Origin of the sequence: Novosphingobium sp. SG720, from assembly GCF_012275365.1 — a bacterium.
In the GTDB taxonomy this organism is placed as follows: Bacteria; Pseudomonadota; Alphaproteobacteria; order Sphingomonadales; family Sphingomonadaceae; genus Novosphingobium; species Novosphingobium rhizosphaerae.
In genome coordinates this window covers 223,780-250,027 of the sequence record NZ_JAAZQN010000006.1, presented here as the reverse complement: position 1 = coordinate 250,027, position 26,248 = coordinate 223,780, and the positions used below count along the sequence as shown (strand labels likewise).

The window sequence follows — 26,248 nt, the reverse complement described above, 5'->3', positions numbered from 1 at the left end:
CAAAGCGCGCCCAGCGCCTCGGCGTCCCCAACGCACGGGCGGGCAAAAAGTGCCGCAAATTACGATCGCGCCACGCTTTTTCAGACTATCGCCGCAAAGTGGCGCGGCGTTGCCACGCCGCCTAGCGCCGCGTGGCAAACCACAGGCAGTGGACATCGTTGCGCGCGCCTTCATAAGCTGGCACGGGCACGGCCTCCACGGCAAAGCCGGCGCGTGCCAGCGCGCGGGTAAAGCGCGCGTCGGGATCGGCCGACCACACCGCCAGGATGCCGCCCGGCCGCAGCGCGGCATAGGCGGCACGCAAGCCGTCCGGGCCATAAAGCCGGTCGTTTTCCTTCTGCACGAACCCGTCGGGGCCATTGTCCACATCCAGCAGGATGGCATCGAATTGCCCCCTGCCCCCAGCGCCGCCCTGCGCGATCACATCGTGCACATCGCCCAGCGTCACGGTCACGCGCGGATCGTCCAGCTTGCCGGCAAAGACATCGACCAGCGGCCCTTTGGCCCAGGCCAGGATTTCGGGCACCAGTTCGGCCACGCGGATGCGTGCGCCCTTGCCCCAGGCCTGAAGCGCCGCACCCAGGGTAAAGCCCATGCCCAGTCCACCGATCAGGATCGATCCGTTGTGCCGGCGCAGGCGCTGGGCGGTCATCGTCGCCAGGGCCTGTTCCGACACATAGTCGGTGTTGCCCATCAATTCCTCTTCGTCCAACTCGATCGAAAAGGAATCGCCGCTTTGCAGCAGGAGCAGCTCGCCGCCCCCGGGCAGGCGCGCCTTGTCGATCAGGCGGATCTTCTCGTCCCGATGCGGGGCAAGCGTGGTCTGGGCCAAAGGGTATCCAATCGCGGCAACGGCACGGCCCCGGCGCAACGGCATGAAACGGCCATGGCGAGAAAGGACCAAGCAAGAGGGGGGAAATGCCCACCCCGCAAGTCACAGGCACGGCACCGACGCAGCAACAGCCCATAGTGACTTGGCCCGGCAATGCAATCGCGCTTGGCCATCCCCCCTGGTATTTCCGCCACGCCACACCCACTTGGTGGGCCTCCACTCCCCCGCGCCACCGCGAAAGGGCCGCATGCCGCGCAATCCCTATTATCAAGGCCCTGTCAGCGACCATTTCGACGGGCTGCGCTTCCGCAATCCCGCCGCAGAGCCCGAAACCGATCGCTCGCTAAAGGATGTGCTGCGCTGGCGCCGCACCGCGCCCGACAACCCCTGGCCGCCCTCGGTGCCGGTCACGCCGGCCCGGCCCGATGCGGCGGTGCGTGGCCTGCGCATCACCATGATCGGCCATGCCACGGTGCTGATCCAGTTGGGGGGCCTCAACATCCTGACCGATCCGGTCTGGGCGCAGCGCGCCAGCCCGGTGCGCTTTGCCGGTCCGCGCCGCGTTACTGCGCCAGGCGTGGCGCTGGCAGACCTGCCGCCGATCCACGCCGTGCTGCTTTCGCACAACCATTACGATCATCTCGACGTGGCCACGCTCAAAGCCCTGACCCAAGCCCATGCGCCGCTGATCATCACCCCGCTGGGCAACGACAGTATCGTGCGCCGCCATGTGCCCGGCGCCCGCCTTGCCGCGCTCGATTGGCACCAGGCCCACCCCCTCGATCCGGCCGGCACCGCGCAGGCCCATCTCGTGCCTGCGCTGCATTGGTCCTCGCGCGGTCCGCGCGATCGCCGCATGGCGCTGTGGGGTGGCTTCATGCTGTGCGCGCAAGGCCGGACGGTCTATTTCGCCGGCGATACCGGCTATGGCACCGGCGCGATCTTTCGTGCCCTGCGCGCGCGCTTCGGCCCGGTCGATTGCGCGCTGCTGCCGATCGGCGCCTATGACCCGCGCTGGTTCATGGCCGCGCAGCATACCAACCCGGCCGAAGCGGTGGCGATCATGCGCGATCTTGATGCCGACCGGGCGCTCGGCATCCACTGGGGCACGTTCAAGCTGACCGACGAGCCGCGCGAAGACCCGCTGCACCAGCTTGACGCCGCGCTTGCCGCGCAGGGAATCGCGCCCGAACGCTTTCGCGCGCTGCATCCCGGCCAGGTTGCCGATATTCCGGCGCGCGGGGCCGGCGCGTGATTCTATGATGCGGGCGGCTTGAGGCCGATCGCCGCGTTGCGGAATTCCTATCGACATCAAGGGTCTGGGCCAGCGAAGCGGCGCGGCGATGGGATGGCGGTCCCGCTGCATGGCAGAATTTATGATTTAAATTCAATGATTTGATTTATTCCGGCAAAAGTATGTATTGCCTCGGCCAAAGGGCCAATGGAATGCATGCTGCGCCGTTTTTGCGCGCTCTTGCGATGGTAAACCACCAAGTTGCCCGATTGAATGAAATTTGCTATGCATACCCATCAACAGCTTCAAACGGGCGGATGATGGCTGATACCAATGCAATCGTGGGGCAAATCGGCGATCTGGCCCAAGCCGGGGAGCGGATGATCGAGCGCTTGCGGCGCAAGGCCTTTCTGCCGGAAAGCCGCAAGGGACTCAACGTGCGTTTTGGCATTGCCGAAGCCGCGCACCTGCTGGGTTGTTCGACCAACCGCATCCGCATGGCCGAGGATGATGGCCGCCTGCCCCCGCCCCCGTCGGGCGACAACGGCCGGCGCATCGGCTATGGCGTCACCGAAATGCTCAACATGCGCGAAGTGCTGGGCGCCATGCCCACGCGGGGGCCGCAAGACGTGCCGGCGATGATCGCGGTGCAGAATTTCAAGGGCGGGGTGGGTAAGTCCACCGTCACCACCCACCTGGCGCACTATTTCGCAGTGCAGGGCTATCGCGTTCTGGTGGTCGATTGCGACAGCCAGGCCACCACGACCACGCTGTTCGGCTTCAACCCGCATTTCAACATCACGCGGGAGGAAACCCTTTACCCCTACTTGTCGATCGACCCGACCCAGGCCGACTTGCTCTACGCGGTCAAGCGCACGCCCTGGCCCAATGTCGATCTGATCCCTTCCAATCTCGAACTGTTCGACGTGGAATACGAACTTGCCGCGGCCGGCGCCGATGGACAGTCGGTGCTGGCGGCGCGCTTCCGCAAGCTCAAGCAGGGGCTGCTCGACCTCGCTCGCGATTACGATGTGGTGATCCTCGATCCGCCGCCGGCGCTGGGCACGATCTCGCTGGCGGTGATGCAGGCGGCCAATGCCCTGCTCGTGCCGCTGGCGGCCACCACCCCCGATTTCTGCTCCACCGTGCAGTTCCTCTCCATGATGGACCAGGTCATCGCGCAGCTGGTTGAAGCCGGGATTGCCGTGGATTATCAATTCGTTCGCCTGATCTGTTCGAAATTTGACGGCAACGATCCCAGCCACGCCATGGTCCGCACCATCATGGAGCAGACCTTTGGCCCCGCCCTGCTGCCCGTGCCCATCCTGGAAAGCGCGGAAATCAGCCACGCCGCCTTGCGCATGATGACGATCTACGAACTGGAAAAGCCGATCGGGACGGCCAAGACGCACAAGCGTTGCCGCGCCAACCTCGACGAGGCACTGGGCCAGATCGAACAGCTGGTGCGCACCGGCTGGGGCCGCATTGCCCCGGCGCGTGAAGAGGATGTGCTCCATGCCTGAAGCCACCCTTCCCCTTCCCTCTGCCCCGTTCTTCGCAAGGTTCTAACGCCATGGCGCGCAAGCAATCCGATTACCTCGCCGCGCTGCTGGCGGAAGACGAAGAAACCGCCAGCCCCTCGCCCAGCGCGGCCCCGGCAGCGCCCATCGCGCCTGCGGTGATCGACAACACGCCCTCTGCGCGCCCTTCGGGCGTGGCGGAGGACGCCACACCGGCCCCGCGCGCAGACCCCGCACCCGCCCCGGCACCGGCGCAGTCCCCACGCGCGGCGTCGCCGGGCCTTGGCCCCTTGCGCGGCACCACGCTGCTCAACCGCGAAAGCGCGCTGGCACGGGTTGCCAGCGGGGAAGTGCGCCAGGTCACGCAACTGCTGCTCGATCCGGCGCGGGTGCGCGTATGGGCCGGCAATGCCCGTTCCTATGCCCACCTGTCTGAAGAATCCTGCCGCGAACTGATCGATTCGATCATCGCCGAAGGCGGCCAGAAAGTGCCGGCGGTTGTGCGCCGCCTGGAAGGCGATCCGGCCTATGACTATGAAGTGATCGCGGGAACGCGGCGCCATTGGTCGATTGCCTGGCTGCGCGCCAATTCCTATCCGCAGTTCCAGTTCCTCGCCCAGGTTGCCCAGCTCGACGATGAAGCCGCGTTCCGCCTGGCCGATCTGGAAAACCGCGCCCGCAAGGACGTTTCGGATCTCGAACGCGCCCGCAATTACGCGCTGGCCTTGAAAGACCACTATGGCAACCACCTTACCCGCATGGCGGAAAGGCTAAAGTTGTCAAAGGGTTGGCTTTCCAAAATGCTGCGCGTGGCAACGATCCCCGATGCCGTGATCGCCGCATTTGCTTCGCCTGCCGATGTGCAGCTCAAGCCCGGTTACGCCCTCGCCCAAGCCCTTGATGACAAGAACGCGCAGGCCCTGATCCTCAAGGAAGCGCGCCAGATCGCGCGCGAGCAGGATGCCGCCCGCAGCGGTGGACGGCCCATGCTGGCCTCGGCCGAAGTGCTCCAGCGCCTGCTCGCGGCGCCCAGCGCTGGCCAGGCGCCGCGCGGACCGCTGTTCGTGTGGGATGCGCCGGCCACCGGGCGCTGTGCCGTCTCGGTGCTCTCGGCCGGTCGCCAGGGGGTGACGCTCAAGCTGCACAACGGCACCGGCGCGACGACCGAAGACCTCGTCGAAGGCGTGCGCGCCGCGCTTGAAGCTCTCGAATCCCAAGGCAAGGGCATGCAGCGGTGAGGCCAGCGTTTCCCCGTTTCCCCGGGGAAACATCTGGGCCTTGGGCCTTGCCCAGTTCAAGAACGCGAACCGAGGGAGGCCCGCCCCCCCTCACCCCATGGACCTGGGCCGGCGCTGCTCCGGCGCGCCCGTCACGGGCAACCTCCCATGTCTTGAAGCAAGCCAGAGCGGGCCCGTGGCGCCGCATGGGCGCAACTTTTGGGGCAAAGCGGGCCATGCCACCCTCCTGCTCGTTCTTCCCCCCTCCCCACAGCTTTCCCATCCCCCCAACCTTGCCCCGGTCCGGCCCTTGCCGGTACCGGGTATTGGCGCATCTGCTTCCCCTTCCCCATCCAGCAATACCGGCATCTCCATGACCCGCAGCAAACCTTCCGCCAGCAGCGAACGCTTCGACGTCTTCCTGCCTTACGTGGCCGACATGCCCTTGCGCGACCAGCGCGAGATGATGGAACGCCCGTTCTTTTCGCTGGCCAAGACCAAGCGCACCAAGCCGATCGACTATACCAGCCCCGACGGCAAGCTGTGGGTGCACGTCTCGGGCAACCCGGACTATGGCATGGCCACGATCTGGGACGCGGACATCCTGATCTATTGCGCCAGCGTGCTGGCCGACATGGTGCGGCGTGGCGCCAACGATGTGCCGCGCAAGCTCAACATCATGCCTTATGACCTGCTGCGCGCGATCGGCCGCCCCACCACCGGGCGCGCCTATGAACTGCTGGGCCAGGCGCTCGATCGACTGGTTGCCACCACGATCAAGACCAACATCCGCGCCGAAAACCGCCGTGAAGCCACCTTCTCGTGGCTCGATGGCTGGACCCAGCTGGTCGACGAACGCACCGAGCGTTCCAAGGGCATGACGCTGGAGCTATCCAACTGGTTCTGGGAAGGCGTGATGATGCAAGGCGGCGTCCTGGCGATCGACCGCGCCTATTTCAACATCACCGGTGGCCGCGAGCGCTGGCTGTACAAAGTGGCGCGCAAGCACGCTGGCGGTGCCGGCGAGGACGGCTTTGCCATTGCCATGCCGACTCTGTTCGAAAAATCGGGCGCGGAAGGCGAATATCGCCGCTTCAAGTTCGAAATCCTCAAGCTGGCGGAAAAGGATGCCCTGCCCGGCTATGCCCTGAGCGTCGAACAGGGCAAGGCCGGCGAACCGCTCTTGCGCATGCGCCGGGTGGACGGCAAGGACGGCGCAGAAGTCGTTTCCCCGGGGAAACGACACTCCCCGCTGCCGGCCCCACTGCCCGCCCCACAGGCCCTGCCCGCACCCGAAGCCCGACCGGAGCCGACCCCCGCGCGCACGGCTTCGCCCGCGATTGCGGCCACGCCTGCCCCTGCTGCGAAGCCTGCCACGGTCGATGCACGCAGCCTGATCCGCTCGACCATTGCCGGATTGAGCCACGCCGCCACGCGCGGCTTCATGACCGATGAAACCCTGGCGCACTTGCGCGAGACATGCCCAGGCTGGGACTTCCACGCCTTGCATGCCGAGTTCGAACGCTGGGTGTCAGCCGATGCCGCACGCACCCCGGCCGACTGGCAACGCGCTTTCATCGGCTGGACCAAGCGCCATCACGAAAAGCACCGCCACACCCTGCGCTGAGCCAACCGCGCGCGCAGGCAATCACGCCCGCGCGCTTCCCCTACAGGCCAATGACGGTCAGCAGGGGAACGCGCCGAGGGCCCACGCGGCTCTCTGGCCGGATCCATCCTTCGCCATCATGCCAGCCGCCAAACACCGAGCGCGCCACATGCGATCCAAGCGCGGGGCGGGGGAGGGGAGGGGAGGGTGGCAATATCCACCATGCCACGCGCAGACACACTTGCCCGCTCCAATGCGCCTTGCCGGCAGGACACGACGACGGCGGCGACGGGATCGGGAACCGGCGAGAGTGGACGAACGCGAGCAATGCCCGAACGCGACGATCATCCCTATTTGGCAGACAACCAAGCAAACCGCGATGCGCTGCATCCCACGATTGCTCGATCCGTTCGCGATGTGTCGTGCCTGTTGGTGGCCGCGAGCGGGGCTGCGAAATCCTCTGTCGCAATTGAACCTTCCACGTGGCCTGTTCCAAAAAAGAAATTCAAACCGTCGCGTCAATTGGGCTGTTCGTGGCAAAGTTCGACCTATCGGGAACGCCATAACGCGGGTTTCGACCCTTCGGGAACGGCCCGTCGATCCATCAGGAACGCGGACACGACCTTTCAGGAACGGTGCATCGATCCATCAGGAACACAATCTCGATCTATCGGGAACAGGGGCATTTGCACGAATCGCGAGGTCACGGCGATTCGCCCGCATCGATCGCAGCCTTAACTTGTCTAACCCCTTTAAAGAGGATCTAACCCGCGGGAAGACTCTTTGGTCTGATTGATAAGGGGGAAGGGGCATGGCTGCGGCGGCCGTGCATGGGCGCCCAGCAGAGGAAGGGGCAAATACCGTGCAGGTGGCCTCGAAATACCCATTTCGCGTTATTTAGGATTAAAAACCAAATAGATAGCGCGAAACTTCGGCGGTTGGCAGCTACAACGAATTTCGGCCGGTTTTGCCGCAAATCAGGGCAAAACCGGCCGAAAACGAAAATATGTGCAATTTCAGTCTCTTGACCGACCTTCCTGCACGGCTTTCTATTTGACGGTGAAACTGTAGCTGCCCTCGGCACTTTCGCCGCCCTTGTCCGCCGCATGCCAGGTGAGGCGATAGGTGCCGGCCGGAAGTGCGCGCGGCAGGGTGGCGACGAGGGTCCGCCCGTCATCGCCAAGCCGGGTGGCGAAGCCGGTGACGGTCATCGGATTGTGATGTGCCATGCCGGGCATGCCGGTCATGACCAGGGCGAGGGGAGCGGTGGGCAGGGACACCGGCTCGGCAAAGGTGAGCGTGATCTGCCGTGGGGCGGAAACGGCAGCCTCTGCCGCCGGACTGGCACTGGCCAGCGATGGCTTGGCCAGGGCAGGGAAGGGGGCGGCCAGCATGGCGCCGGCCAAGGCAAGCGCGGAAAGCGAGCGAGAGTGCATGTACGAGCCTTTCGAGGATATCCTGAAAGCCGATACGCATGCCATGCCGCGATCCCTTGCCGCCGCGCCAAAAAATGTTTGATGGCGGTGAGGGGGCGGGGCGCGGCCTGCGTATGATGCGGTAAAGGCGCCAAGGGTGCGAACAGGAGATGCCGATGCCGATGACCAGCGTGGACGAAAGACTGGCCCAGTTGCGTGCACGGGCCGATGTTGCGCCGGATGGAGCAGCACTCGATTGGGCGGGCGCCGAACAGGCGGTGATGGCGGGATTTGCCCTGCGCCGCCAACAGACCCAGGCGCGGCGCCAGCTCGCCTGGACCGGAGCGCTGGCTTTGGCCGTGGGCCTGGCGGGCGGGCTGGCACAGCAGCAACCGCCGCTGCGCGCGCCGCAGCCCGGAGAGGACGCACGAAGCCTGGCTGCAGGGCCGCTGGCGCTGCCGCCACAGGCGCCTTCGGTGGTCTTGCTGGGGGCAGGGTGATGGGCGCGCGCCAAACGGCCCTGGCGGTCTTGCTGGCCTTTGTGGCGGCCTTGGCGGGGGTGGGGGTGGGGCGCGTGCTGTTTCGGCCCGCACAGCCCTTGGAAACCACGTTTCACACCTTGATTCATCGCGATCTGGCGCTCGATGCGGGCCAGGAGCAGGCGATAGCGCGGCTGGAGCGCGATTATGCCGCGGCACAGGCGCGCTATGGCGCCCAGATGGCGCAGGACAACCGCGACCTGGCACAGGCGATCGTGGCGGAAAAGGGCTATGGCCCGCGCGTGGCGGCGGCGGTGGACCGTTCGCATCAGGCCATGGGCATGCTGCAAAAGGAAACGCTGCAACACCTGTTTGCCATGCGCGGCGTGCTGCGGCCCGAGCAACAGGTGCGCTTCGACCAAGCCATGGTCACGGCCCTGACCCGGACAACGCCCGATGCGGCGTCGCAGCCCGTGCAACGCCGCTGACGGGCCGGCGGCAGCGTGCGCCACGGGCTGGATCAGGCAGACGATGCCGCGCTGGTGCGCGCGGCCCTGGCGGGGGACGAGCAGGCCTATCGCCACCTGATGGTGCGCCATCGCCAGGCGGTATATCGCGTGGCCTGGGCGCAGACCGGGCAGGCCGATGCCGCGCTGGATGTCACGCAGGAAACTTTCATCGCCGCGTTTGCCGCCTTGGCGCGCTATGACCCGAAGCGGCCCATGCGCTGGTGGCTGGGACGGATTGCACTGAACAAGGGGCGTGATTGGCGGCGACGGCAAGCGGTGCGGCGGTTCTGGTTGGGCTGGCGTGCAACGGGCGACGACCGCGGCGGCGAGGAGTTGGCAGCGCAGGTGCCCGATCCAGCCCCCGGGCCGGAGCAGGAAGCAGGCGCGCGGGCCGAGCTGGTGCGCACGGCCGATGCCATTGCGGGCCTGCCGGCGCCCTTGCGCGAGGCGATCGTGCTGCACGGCGTTGAGGGCATGGCGCAGCGCGATATCGCCGCTTTGCTCGGGTTGAGCGAGAAAGCTGTGGAAACAAGAGTTTACCGCGCAAGAAAGCGCCTTGCCCAGGTGCTTGGCGAAGAGGACTGAAACCGTGGATCGACGCACGATGATAGCCGCATTGGGCGGCGCAGGAATGGGCGCGATCTTGCCCGACTGGGCGCGCGCCATGGGCGATGGCGCGGGCATGCGGCATAGCGCGATGGGCGCGGCGCCGGCCACGCTTTCGGGCGAGTTGATCGAATTGACGGTAGGCCATGCGCCGGTCGTGCTGGGCGGGCGGCGTGGCCATGCCGTCACGGTCAACGGGACGACGCCCGGGCCCATGATCCGCCTGCGCGAAGGGCAGCAGGTTTGTCTGCGCGTGCACAACCACCTGGACGAAGACACCTCGATCCATTGGCACGGCCTGCTTGTGCCGTTCCAGTTCGATGGCGTGCCCGGCATCAGCTATCCCGGCATTGCGCCAGGGCAGAGCTTTGACCATGTGTTTACCGTGCGCCAGGCCGGAACATACTGGTATCACGGCCATAGTGGGATGCAGGAAGCGATGGGCCTGTTCGGCCCGATCGTGATCGACCCTGCCGCGGGCGAGGCGGAAGCGGCCGCGCGCGAGCACGTGGTGATGCTGCACGACTGGACCGACGTGCACCCGCACATGCTGTTCAAGCGCTTGAAACAGCAGGGCGGGTTCTACAACCGCCAGCAGCAGACCCTGGCCGGCTTGCTGGCCGGGCGCGACCAGTCCCTGGCCGACCGGCTAGACTGGGGCAGGATGCGCATGGACCCGACCGACATTTCCGATGTGACGGGGTCTACCTACACCTATTGCATCAATGGCCACGACAGCGCGGGCAACTGGACCGGGCTGTTTACCCCCGGCGAGCGGGTGCGGCTGCGCGTGATCAATGCCGCGGCGATGACCAATTTCAACGTGCGCCTGCCCGGCTTGCCAATCCAGGTGGTGGCGGCCGACGGTGGCGACGTGGCGCCGGTGGAAACCGATGAACTGCAGATCGGCATTGCCGAAACCTATGACCTGATCGTGCAGCCTAATTCGATGCAACCCGTTGCGATCATTGCCGAAGCCATCGACAGATCGGGCCAGTGCCGCGCAACCCTTGCGCCGGTGCCGGGGATGGCGGCACCGATCCCGCCGCGCCGCAAGCGGCCGCTGCTGACCATGCGCGACATGGGCATGGGTGGCATGGACATGACCGGGATGGACATGGCGGCCGGCACGCTGGACCTTTCGGCGCCAGAGCCGGCGCCGGCCCATCATCATGGCCATGGCGGCATGAAAATGCGCGACAAGAGCCTGGCGCCGCCGACGATGCGCATGGGGCCGGGCGTGGCGACGCTGGCCGCCGCGCCGGTCGACCGCCTGGCTGACCGTCCGACCGGGCTGGAGGACGTGGACCATCGCGTGTTGACGTATGCCGATCTCAAGGCGCGGGTGCCGCGCGCCCAGGCGCCGCCGACGCGCAGCCTCGACATACACCTGACCGCCAACATGGAACGCTACATGTGGTCGTTCGACGGGGTGAAGTTGAGCGAGAACCCTGCGCCACTGGCATTTCGTGCCGGCGAGCGGGTAAGGGTGACGCTGATCAACGATACGATGATGCCCCATCCCATTCATTTGCATGGCCATTTCTTTGACCTGGTGAACGGCGCGGAGGAAGCCGCGCCGCGCAAGCACACCATCAACGTGCTGCCCGGCGGCAAGGCGAGCTTCGACCTGACGGCCGACGCGGTGGGGGATTGGGCGTTTCACTGCCACATGCTGCTGCACATGCATGCGGGCATGTTTCGCGTGGTCACCGTGCGGGAGCAGGCGGCATGAAGCGCGGCCTGGGATGGGCCGCCGCCTTGGCGCTGGGCAGCGGCGTGGCGCACGGGCAGGAGGCTCCCCCGGCGCCACCGGCCGATCACGCTGCCGATGCGCTGTTCGATCCGCAGGCCATGGCGCGGGCACGAACCGCGCTGGTTCGCGAAAGCGGTGGCATGGCGGTAAGCCAGGTGATGGTGGACCAGTTGGAACTGCGCGGCGGGGACGACTATGCCTGGGAAGCCAAGGGCTGGTGGGGCGGCGACAGCGACCGGCTGGCCGTCGAAACACGCGGCGAGGGTGCCTTTGGCGGGCGGCTGGACCGCGCCGAAGCACAGGCAGGCTGGCTCCATGCCCTGGATCCCTGGTTCAACTTGCGCGCGGGCCTGCGCCAGGACCTGGGGGCAGGGCAGGGGCGCACCCATGCCGCGCTGACCATCGAGGGCCTGGCACCCTATTGGTTCGATGTGGAAACCTCGGTCTTCCTGTCCACCCGCGGCGAAGTGAGCGGGCGGGCCGAAGCAAGCTATGACCAGCGCGTGACCCAGCGCCTGGTGGCGCAGCCGCGCGTGGAACTGGATTGGGCGGCGCAGGCCATGCCGGACCTGCACGGCGACCGAAGCCGGGACCGCGGCGCCGGAATCGACCGGGTCGAGGCGGGCCTGCGCCTGCGCTATGAACTGCGCCGCACGTTTGCGCCCTATCTTGGCCTTTCGTGGGAACGGCAGCTGGGCGGCACTGCACGGGCGGCGCGCGCCGGCGGCGAAAAAGCCGCGGCGCTGCGCGCGCTGGCCGGGGTGAGGGTTTGGTGGTGATGGCCATCATGAACGGGGGACTACGCATCTCTACGTGATGGGTGGTGGAGGCCTGTTGGGGCCTGATCGTCCATATCGTGCAAGTGGATATGGATCAGGCACGATTGGCGTTGACGATGATGGCGGTTTCTTTGCCGGCCCGAGACGAAGTGGCCAGGGCCGCGGGGCAGGGCAAGCGTTTTGGCCGGGACGCCGGGCCGGGGGCGGGGCCCAGGGTGGGCGTGGTGGCAGAGCCCCGGCGGGATGGCTTGCGGACCCACGCCGCGCGCATTGCCGCCCTTGGTTCACCTTTCGTGGCGCGGTTGGTGGAAGCGGCCTGGCGGCAACTTGACCAGGCCCCCGAACTGGCGCTGATGTTCGACAACTGGCCGGGCGAATTCGGCGCCGATGCCGTGGCGTTCAGGCTGGCTTCGGCGCTGCATGCCCTTGCGCTGGCGGGCGATCCGCCCCGCCTTGCCGCACTGTTTGCGAGCCAGAATGGTGATTTCGAAGCGGCCGTGGGCGAAGCGCTGGCGCTGCACCAGGGGTTTGTCATCGGCTGGATGGCCCACCCCACCCAGACCAACGAAGTGGCGCGATCGGCCGCCTTTGCCGCTGCGCTGCTGACGCTGGACAGGCAAGGGCCGCTGCCGGTGGAATTGCTGGAAGTGGGCGCCAGTGCAGGTCTCAATCTCAATCTGGGGCACTATCGCCATGTCCTTGGGCGCAGGACCTGCGGGCCGGCGGATTCGCCCTTGTCCATCGTGCCAGATTGGCGCGGGGCATCTCCACCGCCGGCTGCGCTGCGCATTGCCAGCGCGCGCGGGGTGGACCTGGCGCCGATCGATCCGCGCGAACCGGCAAGCGCCACGCGCATGCAGGCCTATGTCTGGCCCGACAAGCCCGATCGCCTGGCGCGGCTGCAGGCCGCGCTCGCGATTGCGCGCCGCCATCCGCCGCTGGTGGACCGCGAAAGCGCCGCGCCCTGGCTGGAGCGCCGCCTGGCCGCGCCGCAGGCCCAGGGCACCCGCAGGGTGATCGTGCATTCGATGGTCATGCAGTATCTGTCTGCCGGGGAGCGCGGCGAGATTACCGCGACGATCATCCGCGCCGGCGCTGCGGCCACGCCCGAACAGCCGCTGGCCTGGATCGGGCTGGAATGGGCGGCGGATCGCAGCGCGGTAATGTTGCAGGCCACGCATTGGGGCGCGGGGGCGCGGAGCGGCGGGCAGACCCAGACCCTGGCGCGCGTCCATCCCTATGGCGAATGGATCGAGTGGCTTGCCTGAAAGGATCGAGGCGCAGTTAGTAAATATACGTGGCGTTTGTTCGGCGGAATAACTGGTTACATTAACCCTCCGCAAATCTGCCTATATCCCAGCAACGGTTAATTCCGCCTGTTCTCCTAATGCCAGATCCGAGACGCCCTTGCTTTGGGAGAATATCGGAAATGACGTTGCGTTATGCCCTGCTGGCTTCGGCCACTATGATGGTTTCTGCTGGCGCCCATGCGGCCGACGCGGGCTGGAGCGCCGATCATGATGTGGCGGAGCATGGATCGGGCGCCGGCCCGGCGGCGCCTGCGCCGGCCAGCAAGACGTTCAGCACTGGCGTTGCCAAGGGCCGCGACTTGCTGGATTCGGCGATTTCGGCAACCAGCCTGGACGAAGACGAGGTGCAGCGTCTGGGCGTGACGTCCACGGCCGCGATCATCGGTAGCCTGCCCGGCATTCGTGTCGAAACCACCGGGACCGATGGCTATTCCTCGATGACCGTGCGCGGCTTGCCGATTTCGGGTGATGGTTCCAAGTATCTTCAGATCCAGGAAGACGGGTTGCCCGTGCTGGAACTGGGCGACATCCATTTTGCCGGGGTCGATACCTTTGTCCGTGCGGACTTGAGCCTTTCGCAAGTGCAGGCCATTCGCGGCGGTTCGGCCTCGACGTTTGCGTCCAATTCGCCGGGCGGGGTGATCAACCTGATTTCCAAGACCGGCGAGGTCGAGGGCGGATCGGTGCGGCTGTCGGCCGGCCTGGGTTACGATCTCAAGCGGATGGACTTTTCCTATGGCGCGCCACTGGGCCACGGCTGGCGTTTCCATGTGGGTGGCTTTTATCGCGTGGGCGAGGGGCCGCGCCATATCGGTTACAACGCCTATTCCGGCGGCCAGGTGAAGTTGAACGTCACCAAGGAATTCGAAGGCGGCTACATCCGGTTCTATGGCAAATACCTGGACGACCGCGAGCCCGACTATTCGGAATATCCGATCGCCATTACGGGAAGCAACGACAAACCGGTGTTGAGCAGCGTGGCGGGCACCAACGTGATGCGCGACACGGTGCATACCAAGTATACCACCTCCGGCATGGGGATGGACGAAAACAACAACCCCACGATCATCGATGCGCGCGAGGGCATTCGCGCGATCTCGCGCAGTGCCGGGCTGGAAACCCAGTTCGAGCTGGGCGACTGGACGATTTCCGATCGCTTTCGCTATGCCTCCAACGGCGGCGCATTCAACCAGGCCATGCCGGGAATTGTCGCCCCGGCGGCGGTCATCGGCGGGATCGTGGCCCATGGGCCGGCCTCGTTCGCCTATGCCACGGGGCCCCAGGCCGGGCAGGTGATCGCAGACCCTGCCACGTTGAATGGCAACGGGCTGCTGGCGATGCAAATCGAAATACATGCCAAGCTGCGCAAGCTCGACCATGTCGCCAACGACATGCGCGCCACGCGCGTGTGGACCTTGGGCGAGGGCAAGCTGACCACGACGGCCGGCCTCTATGCGGCCCGGCAGTCTGTCGACACGATGTACATTTTTGGCAATTCCATCCTGGCGATCGCCGGCCGCAGCAACGCCGCCCTGGTCGATGTGTTTGCCGCCGATGGTACGGCATTGACGCAAGGGGGCTATGCCTCGTTCGGAATGGGCGTAATTGCCCCGCCATCGACGGTGCATCGTCGCTATGACCTGCAGTACAATGTATTGGCGCCTTACGCTTCGGCCAATTATCAACTGGGCCGGCTGGCCATTGGCGGCAGCGTGCGTGTCGATCGCGGCCGGGTCAACGGCACGCTATACGGGGCCGAACTGGGCGGCGGGCGCAACGGCGTGGCACAAGTGGACGTCAACCACGATGGCGTGATCAGCGTGCCGGAGCGGGCGGTGGCGATCCTCCCCCTCTCGCAGCCGGGCATCATCGACTACACCTATCGCTATGTGTCCTATTCTGCCGGGGTGAACTATCGCCTGGCGCCGGAAGCATCGGTTTTTGCCCGCTATAGCCGGGGTGGACGGGCAACGGGCGAGCGGGCGATGTTCACCTCGATGATCGATCTGGCGACAGGCGGGCTTGCCGATCCTTCAAGCAGCCATGCCCCGATCAAGCAGGCCGAAGCCGGCCTGAAGCTGCGCAAGCAGGACGTCTCGATCTATGTCACCGGGTTCTGGGCATCGGCCTATGAAAATGACTTCCAGGTTGGCGCCGATACCAACGGCAACACGGTGACATGGAACGTCCACCGCGATTACAGCGCCAAGGGCGTTGAACTAGAGGCGGAAGCCCATCGCGGGCCTTATCATCTCAAGCTGGGTGCCACTTATGTGAAGGCGCGGATCGACAGCGACCGCGACGACGCCAGCAACGTGGGCCACAAGCCACGCCACCAACCCTCGCTGCTGTTCCAGGCGCGCCCGGAGTATGCCACGACGCTGTTCAACGTGGGCGCGCAGGTCAGCGGCCAGACCAGCAGCTTTGCCCAGGATTCAAACCTGCTCAAGCAACCGGGTTATGTCATCGTCAGTCCCTATCTGTTCGTGCGGCCGGTGGCGCGGCTGGAACTGGGGCTGAATGCGTTCAACGTGTTCGACAAGCTGGCGATCGTGCAACTGGGCGCCGGTGCGGTGCCAGCCAGCGGCATCGCCACGGCCCAGGTCATCAACGGGCGGACCGTCACCGGTTCGCTGCGGTTCAACTTCTGATCGCGCCTCCGTTTCCCACCACCACTGCCCAAGGCCGAAAGATCGCATATGGAACGCAACCTGCCCATTCCCCGCAAGCTGGTCTTTGCCCTGATGGCTGTGGCGCTGACGGCCGCGCTGATGAGCGTGATCTTTGGTCTTAATATCGCGCAGATCAGCGCATCGGCCGAACGCAGTGACTACAGCCGCGGCGTTCATGCCGCATCCTTGACCCTGGAAACCGCGCTGCTGCGCCAGAACAGCCAGCTGCGCGGCTACCTGGTCACGGCTGATCCTTCGTATCTCAAGTCCTATTACGAAGGGCGCGACGATTATGACAAGGTGAGCCGCGAACTGGAAACCACGCTGACCGATCCGATCGAGCGTGATCTGGTGCTGCAATCGCGCGCGGCCACGCTGGCCTGGCGGAAGAACTGGGGCGACAAGTACGTCGAGGTGGTGAAGTCTGGCGACCAGATGGGCGCCCAGGCGGCGGTGCGCGCGGCGGGCAAGGCGGTGCTGGTGACCGATGCGGTCCTGCCGCTGCGCAAGCTGCGCGACATCCAGAGCGAGGCGATCGACGCCAACACCGCCAGCCAGGGCCGCGCCATCACGCTGGCCTGGGCGACGCTGGCCCTGGGCGGCATCCTGCTGATCGGGCTGCCGTTCTTCCTTTCGCGCATGCTGAGCCGGGCGATTGCCGCGCCGATCACCCTGCTGACCCAGACGATGAAGCAACTGGCGCAGGGCAACAACGAGATCGACATTCCCGATGCCGATCGCAGCGACGAGCTGGGCGAAATGGCCCGCGCGGTGGAAGTGTTCCGCGATGCCGCGCGCATGCGCGTGGCCGCGGTGCAGGATCGCGAGCGCGCCATGGCGTGCCTGGCCGAAGGGCTGCACGCGCTGGCCGACGCCGACCTGACCGTGCGGCTGGAAGGGTTGCCCGCCGATTTCCAGGAACTGGCCGACCACTTCAACCAGGCGCTGGGCCGGCTGGGCGCGGCAATGCGCACGGTCAAGGGCTCCATCGCCAGCATCAACAGCACCACCGGCGAGATCAAGCAGGCAACGATCGACCTTTCGAACCGCAGCGAGCGCCAGGCCGCCAATGTCCAGGCTTCGGCCACGGCCATGGCCGATATCACCCGCAAGGTGATGGAATATGCCGACCTGACGAGCAATGCCAACCAGGCCATGGCCGAGGCGCGCAGCGAAGCGGCGCGCGGGGGCGACGTGGTGGGCCGCGCCATTGCCGCGATGAGCGACGTGGACCAGGCAAGCCGCGAGATTGCCGAGATCATTACCCTGATCGACGGGATCGCGTTCCAGACCAACCTGCTGGCGCTGAACGCCGGGGTAGAAGCCGCGCGCGCCGGCGAGGCGGGCAAGGGCTTTGCCGTGGTGGCCAGCGAAGTGCGCGCCCTGGCGCAGCGCAGCGCCGAAGCCGCGCAGGAAATCAAGGCCCGCGTGGGCGCGGTGACCGAGCATGTGCGTTCGGGCTCTGAACTGGTGCACGATACGGGCGAATCGCTGCAGCGGATCATTGCCAAGGTCAGCGGCGTGGGCGGGGTGATTTCCGCCATTTCGGAAACCGCGACGCAGCAGTCTTCGGGCCTGAGCCAGATCAACACGGCAATCGGTTCGATGGACGGGATGACCCAGCAGAACGCGGCCATGGTGGAGGAAACCACTGCCGCGACCGAAAGCCTGGCGCGCGAAGTCAACATGCTGGCGCAATCGTTCGCCAGCTTCCGCATCGACGATGGCGCTGCGGGCGCACGCAGCGGGGGAAGCCACCTGCGCGCGGCGTGAGCGCGCGGCAACGCCGTGTTGCGCAATTGGCTACATGAGCCGGGGTTGGCGGGGCATAGCGTGATGCCACGATGCATGCGATCCCCGCCCGCCATCAGCGCCTGACCGGGCACCAGCGCCTGACCGGCCTGTCGCGCGTGGCATTTGGTGGCAACGGGATCAGCGATATCTACCAGAAGGCGCCTTGCCGCCTGCTGTTTCCCGATGCCGCGGCGGGCGAATTTCCCCTGGCCGTGAGCCTGACCACCAGTGGCGGCCTGACCGGCGGAGACCGCGTGGCAGTGCAGGTGGTGGTGGAGCCGGGGGCCTGCGGCACGGTGACCACGCAAGCGGCCGAAAAGCTTTATCGCGTGCTGCCCGAAGATCCCGATATCGCCGTGGAAACGCACCTGAGCGTGGGTGCGGGCGGGCGCTGCGAATGGCTGGGCCAGGAAGCCATCCTGTTTCAGGGCACGCGCCTGCGTCGCCGGCTGCAAGCCGATGTGGACGGCGATGGTGCCTTGCTGGCGGTCGAAACGCTCGTGCTGGGGCGCGGCGCCATGGGCGAGGCATTTACCCAAGGGCTGGTCCACGATGCCTGGCGTATCCGCCGCGATGGACGCCTGATCTGGGCCGATGCGCTGCACATGCACGGCGATGGCGCGGGGCAGGGCACGCTTTCCCGAGAACTGCCCCATGGGCTGGGCCAGGCCCGCGCGCTGGCCACGATGCTTTATGTGGGGCGCGATGCGGCCAGGCATCTCGATCTGGCGCGAAGCCTGGCGCCAGCGCCCCATGGCGGGGCCACCAGTTTCGATGGCATGCTGCTGCTGCGCTGGGCCGCGCCCGATGCCCAAGTGCTGCGCACGCAAGTCATGGCGGCGGCCTGCGCCATGCGCGCGGCGGTGTTCGGGCTGGCGCCGCGCCTGCCGGCGCTTTGGACCTGCTGAAAGGACAACGATGCAACTGACCCCGCGCGAGAAGGACAAGCTGCTGGTGGCGATGGCCGCGATGGTGGCGCGCGGGCGGTTGCAGCGCGGGGTGAAGCTCAACCATCCCGAAGCCATCGCGCTGATCACCGAACACGTGGTGGAAGGCGCGCGCGATGGGCGCAGCGTGGCCGACCTGATGGCCAGCGGTGGCCACGTGCTGACGCGCGAGCAGGTCATGCCCGGCATTGCCGAGATGATCCACGACATCCAGGTGGAAGCGACCTTTCCCGACGGCACCAAGCTGGTGACCGTGCATAAGCCCATCCGGTGAAGGAACCCATCATGATCCCCGGTGAAATCCTGTGCGCCGATGGCGAGATCGAGATCAACGCCGGGCGCCCGGTGCTGGTGCTGACTGTGGCGAACACCGGCGACCGGCCGATCCAGGTGGGCAGCCATTACCACTTTGCCGAAACCAACCCGGCGCTGGACTTCGATCGTGCGGCGGCGCGCGGGCACCGGCTGGATATCGCCAGCGGCACGGCGGTGCGGTTCGAGCCGGGCCAATCGCGCGACGTGGCGCTGATCCCTTACGAGGGCGCGCGCGTGGTCATCGGGTTTCGCGGCGCCGTGATGGGAGCGCTTTGACCATGGCCCTGCGCATGACCCGCGCCGCCTATGCCGGCATGTTCGGCCCGACCACGGGTGACCGCATCCGCCTGGGCGATTCCGCCCTGCTGATCCGGGTGGAGCAGGATTTCACCGTCTATGGCGAGGAAGTGAAGTTCGGCGGCGGCAAGGTGATCCGCGATGGCATGGGGCAAAGCCAGATCACGCGGGCGCAGGGCGCGCCCGATACGGTGATCACCAATGCGGTGATCCTGGACCACTGGGGCGTGGTCAAGGCCGACGTGGCGCTGCGCGACGGGCGCATCCACGCGATCGGCAAGGCGGGCAATCCCGATACGCAGCCGGGCGTGACCATTCCGATCGGCCCGGGCACCGAGATCATCGCCGGGGAAGGGCGCATCCTCACCGCCGGCGGGGTTGACGCGCATATCCATTTCATCTGCCCGCAGCAGGTGGAAGAAGCGCTCAACGCCGGGATCACCACGATGCTGGGCGGCGGCACCGGCCCGGCGCACGGCACCCTGGCCACCACCTGCACCCCAGGCCCCTGGCATATCGGGCGGATGCTGCAGGCGCTGGAATCGCTGCCGATGAACTTCGGCCTGTTCGGCAAGGGCAATGCCAGCCAGCCCCAGGCGCTGGTGGAAATGGTCGAGGCGGGGGCCTGTGGCCTGAAACTGCACGAGGATTGGGGCACCACGCCCGCTGCCATCGACTGCTGCCTGACCGTGGCGGACGAGCTGGATATCCAGGTTACGCTGCACACCGATACGCTCAACGAAAGCGGGTTTGTCGAAAGCACGATTGCCGCCTTTGCCGGGCGCACGATCCACGCGTTCCACACCGAAGGGGCAGGGGGCGGCCACGCGCCCGACATCATCCGCGTGGCGGGCCTGCCGAACGTCTTGCCCAGTTCGACCAATCCCACGCGGCCCTATACCGTCAACACGCTGGACGAGCATCTCGACATGCTGATGGTGTGCCACCACCTGGACCCGCGCATTGCCGAGGACGTGGCCTTTGCCGAAAGCCGCATTCGCCGCGAAACCATTGCCGCCGAAGACATCCTGCACGACCTGGGCGCGTTTTCGATGATGTCTTCGGATAGCCAGGCGATGGGCCGGGTGGGCGAAACCGTGATCCGCTGCTGGCAGACCGCGCACAAGATGAAAGTGCAGCGGGGCGCGGTGCCCGGCGATGGCGACGACGACAACCTGCGCGCGCGCCGCTATATCGCCAAGTACACGATCAACCCGGCGATTGCCCATGGCATTTCGCATGTCGTCGGCTCGGTCGAAGTGGGCAAGCTGGCCGATCTGGTGCTGTGGTCGCCCGCGTTCTTTGCCGCCAAGCCCGACATGGTGATCAAGGGCGGTTCCATCGCCACTGCGCCGATGGGCGATCCCAATGCATCGATCCCCACGCCGCAGCCGGTGCATTACCGCCCGATGTTCGGCGCGCTGGGCCGGGCGGGGGTGCAATCCTCGCTGCATTTCGTTTCGGCCGCCGGCATTGCCGGGGGCATGGCGCAGCGGCTGGGGCTGGAGCGGCCACTGGAAGCGGTGCGCAACACGCGCGGCGGCATTTCCAAGGCCAGCATGATCCACAACGATGCCATGCCGCATATCGAGGTGGACCCGGAAACCTATGAAGTGCGCGCCGACGGCGAATTGCTGACGTGCGAGCCGGCCGCCGAACTGCCCTTTGCCCAACGCTATTTCCTGTTCTGAAAGCGACCATGACCGAGCCCCTCATCGCCCGTGACGTGCTTCCTGCCGGAAGCTGGGATGCCGCCAGCGCGGCCGATGTCATCGTGCTGGATTACGACGCGCGGCATCGCCGCCGCTTCCGCTATGTCGCGGCGGGCGGCACCGATTTCGTGCTCGACCTGGCGCGGGCCACAGTGCTGGCCCATGGTGATGGGCTGGCCCTGTCTGACGGGCGTGTGGTGCGCGTGGAAGCCGTGCCCGAGGCGCTGATGGAAGTGCGCGCGGCGAGCCCGATCGCGCTGCTGCGGCTGGCCTGGCACATTGGCAACCGCCATCTGCCCGCGCAAATCCATGCCGGGTGCATCCTGCTGCGCCGCGATGGGGTGATCCTGGACATGCTGCGTGGGCTTGGCGCGCAAGTGGACCTGATCGAGGCGCCGTTCACGCCCGAAGGCGGCGCCTATACGGGGGAGCATGGTCATGACCATGGCCACGCGCCATACGATCATGATCACGCGCATGGCCACGACCATGATCACCGCCATCATCACAGTCATGGCCATGGGCACCACCACGATCATGCTCACTGAACCGGCACTGCACCTGCTGCTGGCGTGGACATCGCCCTCGCTGCCGATCGGCGGCTATACCTATAGCCACGGGCTGGAAACGGCGGTGGACGATGGCCGGGTGCGGTCCTGGGGCGATCTGGTCGGCTATGTCGATGCGGTGATCGCGCGCGGGGGCGGCTGGGTGGATGCGGTGCTGCTGGCGCAGGCGATGCGCGTGGCGCATGACGATGCCGCGTTCGATGCCCTGGCCGACCTGGCCGCCGCGTTTCGTGCCAGCAGCGAAACCGCGCTGGAAAGCCGCCAGCAGGGCGCGGCGTTCCTGGCCGTGGTGCGCAAGGCCTGGCCCCATCCCGCGCTGGAAGCCTATGCCGCGCGGCGCGGGGATTGGCCGCACGCCCACGCCACCGTCTTTGCGCTCGCCGCCGCTGCGCACGGGGTGGACGAAGGCGCCGCCGTGCACGGATTCCTGCACGCGACAGCCGCCAACCTGGTTTCGGCTGGAGTCCGCCTCGTGCCGCTGGGCCAGACCGACGGGCAATTGGCCATGGCCGAGCTTGCCCGCCGCATCGGCCCGATCGCGGCGGCGGCGCGCGCCTGCCCGCTCGACGATCTCGGCACCGCGACCCCGGCCCTCGAACTCTGCTCGTTCCATCACGAAACGCTCTACACAAGGCTGTTCCGCTCATGATTTCCCACAACGGACCTTTACGCGTCGGCATCGGTGGCCCGGTCGGCTCGGGCAAGACGGCGCTGACCGATCGGCTGTGCAAGGCGATGCGCGACCACTGGAACATCGCGGCGATCACCAACGACATCTACACCCGCGAGGATGCCGAATTCCTCACCCGTTCGGGCGCGCTGGTGCCCGAGCGGATCATGGGCGTGGAAACCGGCGGGTGCCCGCACACCGCCATTCGCGAGGATGCCAGCATCAACCTGGCCGCGGTCGATGAAATGGCGCGCCGCTTTCCCGGCCTGGAACTGATCTTCATCGAAAGCGGGGGCGACAACCTGGCCGCCACGTTCAGTCCGGAACTGGCCGATATCACGATCTACGTGATCGACGTTTCGGCCGGCGACAAGATCCCGCGCAAGGGCGGCCCCGGCATCACGCGATCCGATCTGCTGGTGATCAACAAGATCGACCTGGCGCCGCTGGTGGGGGCCGACCTGGGCGTGATGGACCGCGACGCCAAGCTGATGCGCCGCGAGCGGCCGTTCCTGTTCACCAATCTCAAGGAATGCCTGGGCCTGCCCGAGATCATCCAGTTCATCGTCAAGACCGGCGGCCTGCCCGAAAGGATCCCCGCATGAAACGCTTGCCCGCAAATGCCGCCCTTGTTGCCCTTGGTGCGCTGCTCACCCTGACAGCATTGCCCGGCACGGCGCTGGCCCATCCCGGCCATGGTGCCGGCGGCGGGTTGGTGGCGGGGCTGCTGCACCCGTTGACCGGGGCCGATCACCTGGCGGCGATGCTGCTGGCCGGGGCCTGGGCCGGGATCATCGGCGGGCGCGCGGCGCGGGTGCTGCCGGTTACGCTGCTGGCCGCGATGCTGGGCGGCTTTGTCACCGCCGCGCTCGTGCCGGCGGGGCTGGCCGAAGTGATGATCGGGTCAAGCGTTGTCGGGCTGGCGCTGGCCGCGCTGTTGCGCCTGCGCCCCCCGTTGTTGCTGGCAGCGGCCGGTGTGGCGCTGGCCGGGCTGGGCCATGGCTTTGCCCATGGGCTGGAGGCGCCGGGCGGCGTGGCACGGATCGGCTTCGTGTTTGGCTTCCTGGCCACGGCGGCAGCGTTGCAGATAGCAGGGCTGGGCGTGGTGGCGCTGGCGCGCCGGGCCTTGCCGCTGCGCCGCGCGGTGTGGCACAAGGCGCGTTGATGATGCACCGTTTTTCTTGCGCTTCCGCTCTGGCTTTCGCGCTCTGCGCCACCGCTTGCCCGCCTGCCCTGGCCAAGGCCGATCCAAGCGCCGCGCGCGCGGCGATCGACGTGCAGTTCGCCAAGGACTGGCCCGATCTCCAGGCGCTCTATCAGGACTTGCACAGCCACCCCGAAACCGCCTTTCGCGAAACGCGGACGGCCGATGTCTTGGCCAAGCAGCTCAAGGCCATGGGCGTGGATGTTACCACGGGTGTGGGCAAGACCGGCATCGTCGGCGTGATCCGCAACGGCGCGGGGCCGGTGGTGTTGCTGCGCACCGAGCTGGACGCGCTGCCGATGGAGGAAAAGACCGGCCTGCCCTTTGCCAGCCGCGCGCAGCAGACCGATGCCGATGGCAAGACCACGTTTGTCGATCATGCCTGTGGCCACGATATCCACATGGCCTGGTGGATCGGCACGGCGCGTGCGCTCTTGGCCATGAAGGCGCGCTGGCATGGCACCGTGATCATGGTGGGGCAGCCGGCCGAGGAAGTGGTGTCCGGGGCCAAGGCGATGCTGGCCGATGGGCTCTATACCCGCTTTCCCCAGCCCGATTTCGCGTTTGGCGCCCATGTCGGCCCTTCGCCGGCGGGGGAAGTGACGATCAAGCAGGGCTTCACCACCTCGGCCAGCGATGCCGTGCACGTCACGTTCCATGGGGTGGGCGCGCATGGCTCGATGCCCGACAAGAGCATCGATCCCGTGGTAATGGGCGCGCGTTTTGTGGAAGACGTGCAGACCGTGATCAGCCGCCAGAAAGACCCGATGAAATTCGGCGTGGTGACGGTGGGATCGTTCCATGCCGGCACGGCGGCCAATATCATTCCCGATACGGCTGACCTTGGCCTGACGCTGCGGTCCTATGATCCGGCCGTGCGCGATGGGCTGCTCAAGGGCGTCAAGACCACGGCCGAGGCAGTGGCGATGATGTCGGGCGCGCCCGCGCCCAATGTGGTGCACATGCACGGCACCGGATCGGTAATCAACGAGCCGGCGCTGGGTGCACAGGCCGCTGCCACGCTGACCGCCGCGCTGGGCAAGGATCGCGTGGTGCTGATCCCGGCGAGCGAGCCGGGCTGGACCGCGAGCGAGGACTTTTCCGAATTCGCCCAAGGTGGCAAAGTGCGCTCGGTCTATTTCAGCATCGGTGGCACCAGCGCTGCGATGGCGGCGCAATACAAGGCGCAAGGCAAGCCGGTGCCGGTGAACCATTCCCCGTTCTTTGCGCCCGATCCGGCGATCAGCATCAAGACCGGGGTGGAAACCCTGACTCTCGCCACGCTGATGGTGGCGGGGAAATAACGCGCGTTATGGCTGCCCGCAGTGGCAGCCGGCGGCGTAGAACGCATGCGTGGCCGCCTGCGTCTGCGCGATCCGTGCCGTGTCGGGCGGGGTGGCAGCGCGCGCGGCGCGGGCCTGGGCGACGAGGCGGGCGGCCAATGCGGCTTCGTCCAGCCCGGTAACCTGGCCATCGCGCACCACGGCGCGGCCGCCGACCAGCAGGTGGGCGACATCGGCGCGCGTTGCCCGCGCCAGGAGCCAGGCGGGATCGGCGGGCCAGCCATCCCCGATCCAGTCTTGCGCCACGCGCCGCCGGTCGATCAGCAGCATATCGGCCGGGGCGCCGGGGGCGAGGCGCCCGCCGCCATCGTCTGGCCCCAGGATCGCGGCGCGCCCGCCCGACCAGGCCGCGTGCAGCACAGCCTGCGTGCCGGGCAGGGCCACCGGGCCGCTGGCGTCCCGATCGGGCTGGCCCAGCAGCAAATGCGCGAGGCGGATTTCGCGCAGCATGTCGGCATCGTCGTCAAGCCCCATGCCATCGAGGCCGAGGGCCAGGCCCACGCCGGCCTGGGCGATCTGGGCCAGCGGCGGCAAGCCTGAACGCAAGCGCAAGTTGGACGAGACGTTGACCGAAACGGTTACCCCGCGCGCAGCAAGCAGGGCCAGTTCGTCTGCCCGCAGCCACACCCCGTGCGCCACGGTCAGGCGCGGGGAAAGCAGGCCGATGGCGTCCAGCCAGGGCACGAAGCCTTGCGGGAAATGGGCATCGGCCCATTCGCGTTGCAGCCGCGTTTCGAGCAGGTGGGTGTGCACGCGGCGCGCGCTGGCGGCCGATGCGGCGGCAATCGCCACCAGCGTGGCCGGCTGCGCCCATTGCGGCGCCACGGGGTGATAGTGCAGGGCAAAGGTATCGTGTTCCAGTGCCTGCGCGCGGTCGAACAGGGCCATGTTGGTGGCGCAGGAGCGCAAGCCCTGGTCCATCGTGGCAATCGCCGCGCGGCGTTCGGGCGGGAAAAACCGCGCCAGTTCGGCATGATCGCCATAGACCAGCGGATTGGCATCGAAGAACGGCCAGCCGAATGCGACGCGAACGCCGGTGTCGCGCGCGGCGCGGGAAACCGCCTCGGCCTCGTCGAGCAGGGCGGCGCCGTTTTGTGTGTTGTGGCAATGATAGACGGCGGCGACGCCCGATCCGGCGAGGCGGGCAAGGGCCAGGGCGGCTGTGTCATAGGCATCGACGCGCGGCTGGCGCGCCAGGTCGATCATCCAGTGTTCGAGCGGCGCATCGGCCACCCCGCAGGCGAGCGTGGCGAGGCCACGGCCATGATCGTGGGCATTGGCCAGCGCGGGCATGGCCACCAGCGCTGCTTCGGCAGTGGTCAGGCCTGACGGGTCGCACGGCGCCAGCGCGGCGATGCGGCCATCGCTGCCGATGGTGATGGCATGGGCGCCCAGCGGCGGCGCATCGGCAGCGGGCAGCACCGCGCCCACATGCCAGGTCGATCCGTGCATCGCGTTTCCT

At 66.9% G+C, this 26,248-nt stretch carries 24 protein-coding genes; 21 read left to right on the top strand and 3 right to left on the bottom strand.

Going from position 1 to position 26,248, the window contains the following annotated elements; all coding sequences use genetic code 11:
- Positions 1-121 precede the first annotated feature (121 nt).
- The gene (locus tag FHW94_RS19470) at positions 122-832 is read right to left on the bottom strand and encodes an MnmC family methyltransferase (protein ID WP_246866278.1); all 711 of its coding nucleotides are present in this window, start codon (positions 830-832) and stop codon (positions 122-124) included.
- A 247-nt stretch (positions 833-1,079) separates the two neighbouring features.
- Here FHW94_RS19470 and FHW94_RS19465 point away from each other — a divergent pair, with 247 nt between their 5' ends.
- From FHW94_RS19465 to FHW94_RS19450, 4 genes are all read left to right on the top strand, one after another.
- The gene (locus FHW94_RS19465) at positions 1,080-2,087 is read left to right on the top strand and encodes an MBL fold metallo-hydrolase (protein ID WP_168557495.1); all 1,008 of its coding nucleotides are present in this window, start codon (positions 1,080-1,082) and stop codon (positions 2,085-2,087) included.
- 299 nt (positions 2,088-2,386) lie between these two features.
- Positions 2,387-3,589 carry an AAA family ATPase gene (locus tag FHW94_RS19460; RefSeq protein WP_168557494.1) on the top strand — a complete coding sequence of 401 codons (1,203 nt, stop codon included), beginning with the start codon at positions 2,387-2,389 and terminating at the stop codon, positions 3,587-3,589.
- Positions 3,590-3,639: 50 nt separating this feature from the next.
- On the top strand, positions 3,640-4,824 hold the full coding sequence (locus FHW94_RS19455; RefSeq protein ID WP_168557493.1) for a ParB/RepB/Spo0J family partition protein: 1,185 nt from the start codon (positions 3,640-3,642) through the stop codon (positions 4,822-4,824).
- Between the two features lie 352 nt (positions 4,825-5,176).
- On the top strand, positions 5,177-6,430 hold the full coding sequence (locus tag FHW94_RS19450) for a replication initiator protein A (RefSeq protein ID WP_168557492.1): 1,254 nt from the start codon (positions 5,177-5,179) through the stop codon (positions 6,428-6,430).
- A 1,028-nt stretch (positions 6,431-7,458) separates the two neighbouring features.
- Here FHW94_RS19450 and FHW94_RS19445 read toward each other — a convergent pair.
- Positions 7,459-7,845, bottom strand: a complete 387-nt coding sequence (locus tag FHW94_RS19445; protein ID WP_168557491.1) for a copper resistance protein CopC — start codon at positions 7,843-7,845, stop codon at positions 7,459-7,461.
- 155 nt (positions 7,846-8,000) lie between these two features.
- Between FHW94_RS19445 and FHW94_RS19440 the strand changes: the two genes are divergently transcribed.
- The 17 genes from FHW94_RS19440 to FHW94_RS19360 all read left to right on the top strand — a co-directional run bounded on the left by FHW94_RS19440 (position 8,001) and on the right by FHW94_RS19360 (position 24,747).
- Complete coding sequence (locus FHW94_RS19440) at positions 8,001-8,324, top strand: hypothetical protein (protein WP_168557490.1); 324 nt, start codon at positions 8,001-8,003, stop codon at positions 8,322-8,324.
- Positions 8,324-8,791, top strand: a complete 468-nt coding sequence (locus FHW94_RS19435; RefSeq protein ID WP_168557489.1) for a periplasmic heavy metal sensor — start codon at positions 8,324-8,326, stop codon at positions 8,789-8,791. Before FHW94_RS19440 ends, FHW94_RS19435 begins: the two co-directional genes overlap by 1 nt.
- A 15-nt stretch (positions 8,792-8,806) precedes the next feature.
- Positions 8,807-9,397: an RNA polymerase sigma factor gene (locus FHW94_RS19430; protein WP_349237563.1), complete on the top strand. Its 591-nt coding sequence runs from the start codon at positions 8,807-8,809 to the stop codon at positions 9,395-9,397.
- A 4-nt stretch (positions 9,398-9,401) separates the two neighbouring features.
- Complete coding sequence (locus FHW94_RS19425; RefSeq protein WP_349237562.1) at positions 9,402-11,153, top strand: copper resistance system multicopper oxidase; 1,752 nt, start codon at positions 9,402-9,404, stop codon at positions 11,151-11,153.
- Positions 11,150-11,953: a copper resistance protein B gene (locus FHW94_RS19420; protein WP_168557487.1), complete on the top strand. Its 804-nt coding sequence runs from the start codon at positions 11,150-11,152 to the stop codon at positions 11,951-11,953. The genes FHW94_RS19425 and FHW94_RS19420 overlap by 4 nt, the downstream gene beginning before the upstream one ends.
- 224 nt (positions 11,954-12,177) lie before the next feature.
- Positions 12,178-13,221, top strand: coding sequence for a DUF2332 family protein (locus FHW94_RS19415; RefSeq protein WP_168557486.1), 1,044 nt, complete (start codon positions 12,178-12,180; stop codon positions 13,219-13,221).
- Positions 13,222-13,382: 161 nt separating this feature from the next.
- Positions 13,383-15,914 (top strand): TonB-dependent receptor, encoded by a 2,532-nt coding sequence (locus FHW94_RS19410; RefSeq protein ID WP_246866277.1) that lies wholly within the window; start codon positions 13,383-13,385, stop codon positions 15,912-15,914.
- A gap of 48 nt (positions 15,915-15,962) precedes the next feature.
- Positions 15,963-17,708 carry a methyl-accepting chemotaxis protein gene (locus FHW94_RS19405; protein ID WP_168557485.1) on the top strand — a complete coding sequence of 582 codons (1,746 nt, stop codon included), beginning with the start codon at positions 15,963-15,965 and terminating at the stop codon, positions 17,706-17,708.
- 71 nt (positions 17,709-17,779) lie between these two features.
- Positions 17,780-18,637: an urease accessory protein UreD gene (locus FHW94_RS19400; protein ID WP_168557484.1), complete on the top strand. Its 858-nt coding sequence runs from the start codon at positions 17,780-17,782 to the stop codon at positions 18,635-18,637.
- A 10-nt stretch (positions 18,638-18,647) separates the two neighbouring features.
- Entirely contained in the window at positions 18,648-18,950 is a 303-nt protein-coding gene (locus FHW94_RS19395; RefSeq protein WP_168557483.1) for an urease subunit gamma, read from the top strand.
- Between the two features lie 11 nt (positions 18,951-18,961).
- Complete coding sequence (locus FHW94_RS19390) at positions 18,962-19,267, top strand: urease subunit beta (protein ID WP_168557482.1); 306 nt, start codon at positions 18,962-18,964, stop codon at positions 19,265-19,267.
- A 2-nt stretch (positions 19,268-19,269) separates the two neighbouring features.
- Positions 19,270-20,979: an urease subunit alpha gene (gene ureC, locus FHW94_RS19385; RefSeq protein WP_168557481.1), complete on the top strand. Its 1,710-nt coding sequence runs from the start codon at positions 19,270-19,272 to the stop codon at positions 20,977-20,979.
- Between the two features lie 8 nt (positions 20,980-20,987).
- Positions 20,988-21,548: an urease accessory protein UreE gene (locus FHW94_RS19380; protein WP_168557480.1), complete on the top strand. Its 561-nt coding sequence runs from the start codon at positions 20,988-20,990 to the stop codon at positions 21,546-21,548.
- A complete protein-coding gene (locus FHW94_RS19375) occupies positions 21,439-22,218 on the top strand; it encodes an urease accessory UreF family protein (RefSeq protein ID WP_246866276.1) in 780 nt (259 codons plus the stop codon). Before FHW94_RS19380 ends, FHW94_RS19375 begins: the two co-directional genes overlap by 110 nt.
- Complete coding sequence (gene ureG / locus FHW94_RS19370; RefSeq protein ID WP_168557479.1) at positions 22,215-22,844, top strand: urease accessory protein UreG; 630 nt, start codon at positions 22,215-22,217, stop codon at positions 22,842-22,844. The genes FHW94_RS19375 and ureG overlap by 4 nt, the downstream gene beginning before the upstream one ends.
- Positions 22,841-23,404: a HupE/UreJ family protein gene (locus FHW94_RS19365; protein WP_168557478.1), complete on the top strand. Its 564-nt coding sequence runs from the start codon at positions 22,841-22,843 to the stop codon at positions 23,402-23,404. The genes ureG and FHW94_RS19365 overlap by 4 nt, the downstream gene beginning before the upstream one ends.
- Positions 23,404-24,747 (top strand): amidohydrolase, encoded by a 1,344-nt coding sequence (locus FHW94_RS19360; protein ID WP_168557477.1) that lies wholly within the window; start codon positions 23,404-23,406, stop codon positions 24,745-24,747. The genes FHW94_RS19365 and FHW94_RS19360 overlap by 1 nt, the downstream gene beginning before the upstream one ends.
- A 6-nt stretch (positions 24,748-24,753) precedes the next feature.
- Here the strand turns inward: FHW94_RS19360 and FHW94_RS19355 are convergent, their stop codons facing one another.
- Entirely contained in the window at positions 24,754-26,238 is a 1,485-nt protein-coding gene (locus tag FHW94_RS19355; protein WP_168557476.1) for an amidohydrolase family protein, read from the bottom strand.
- Between the last annotated feature and the right edge of the window lie 10 nt (positions 26,239-26,248).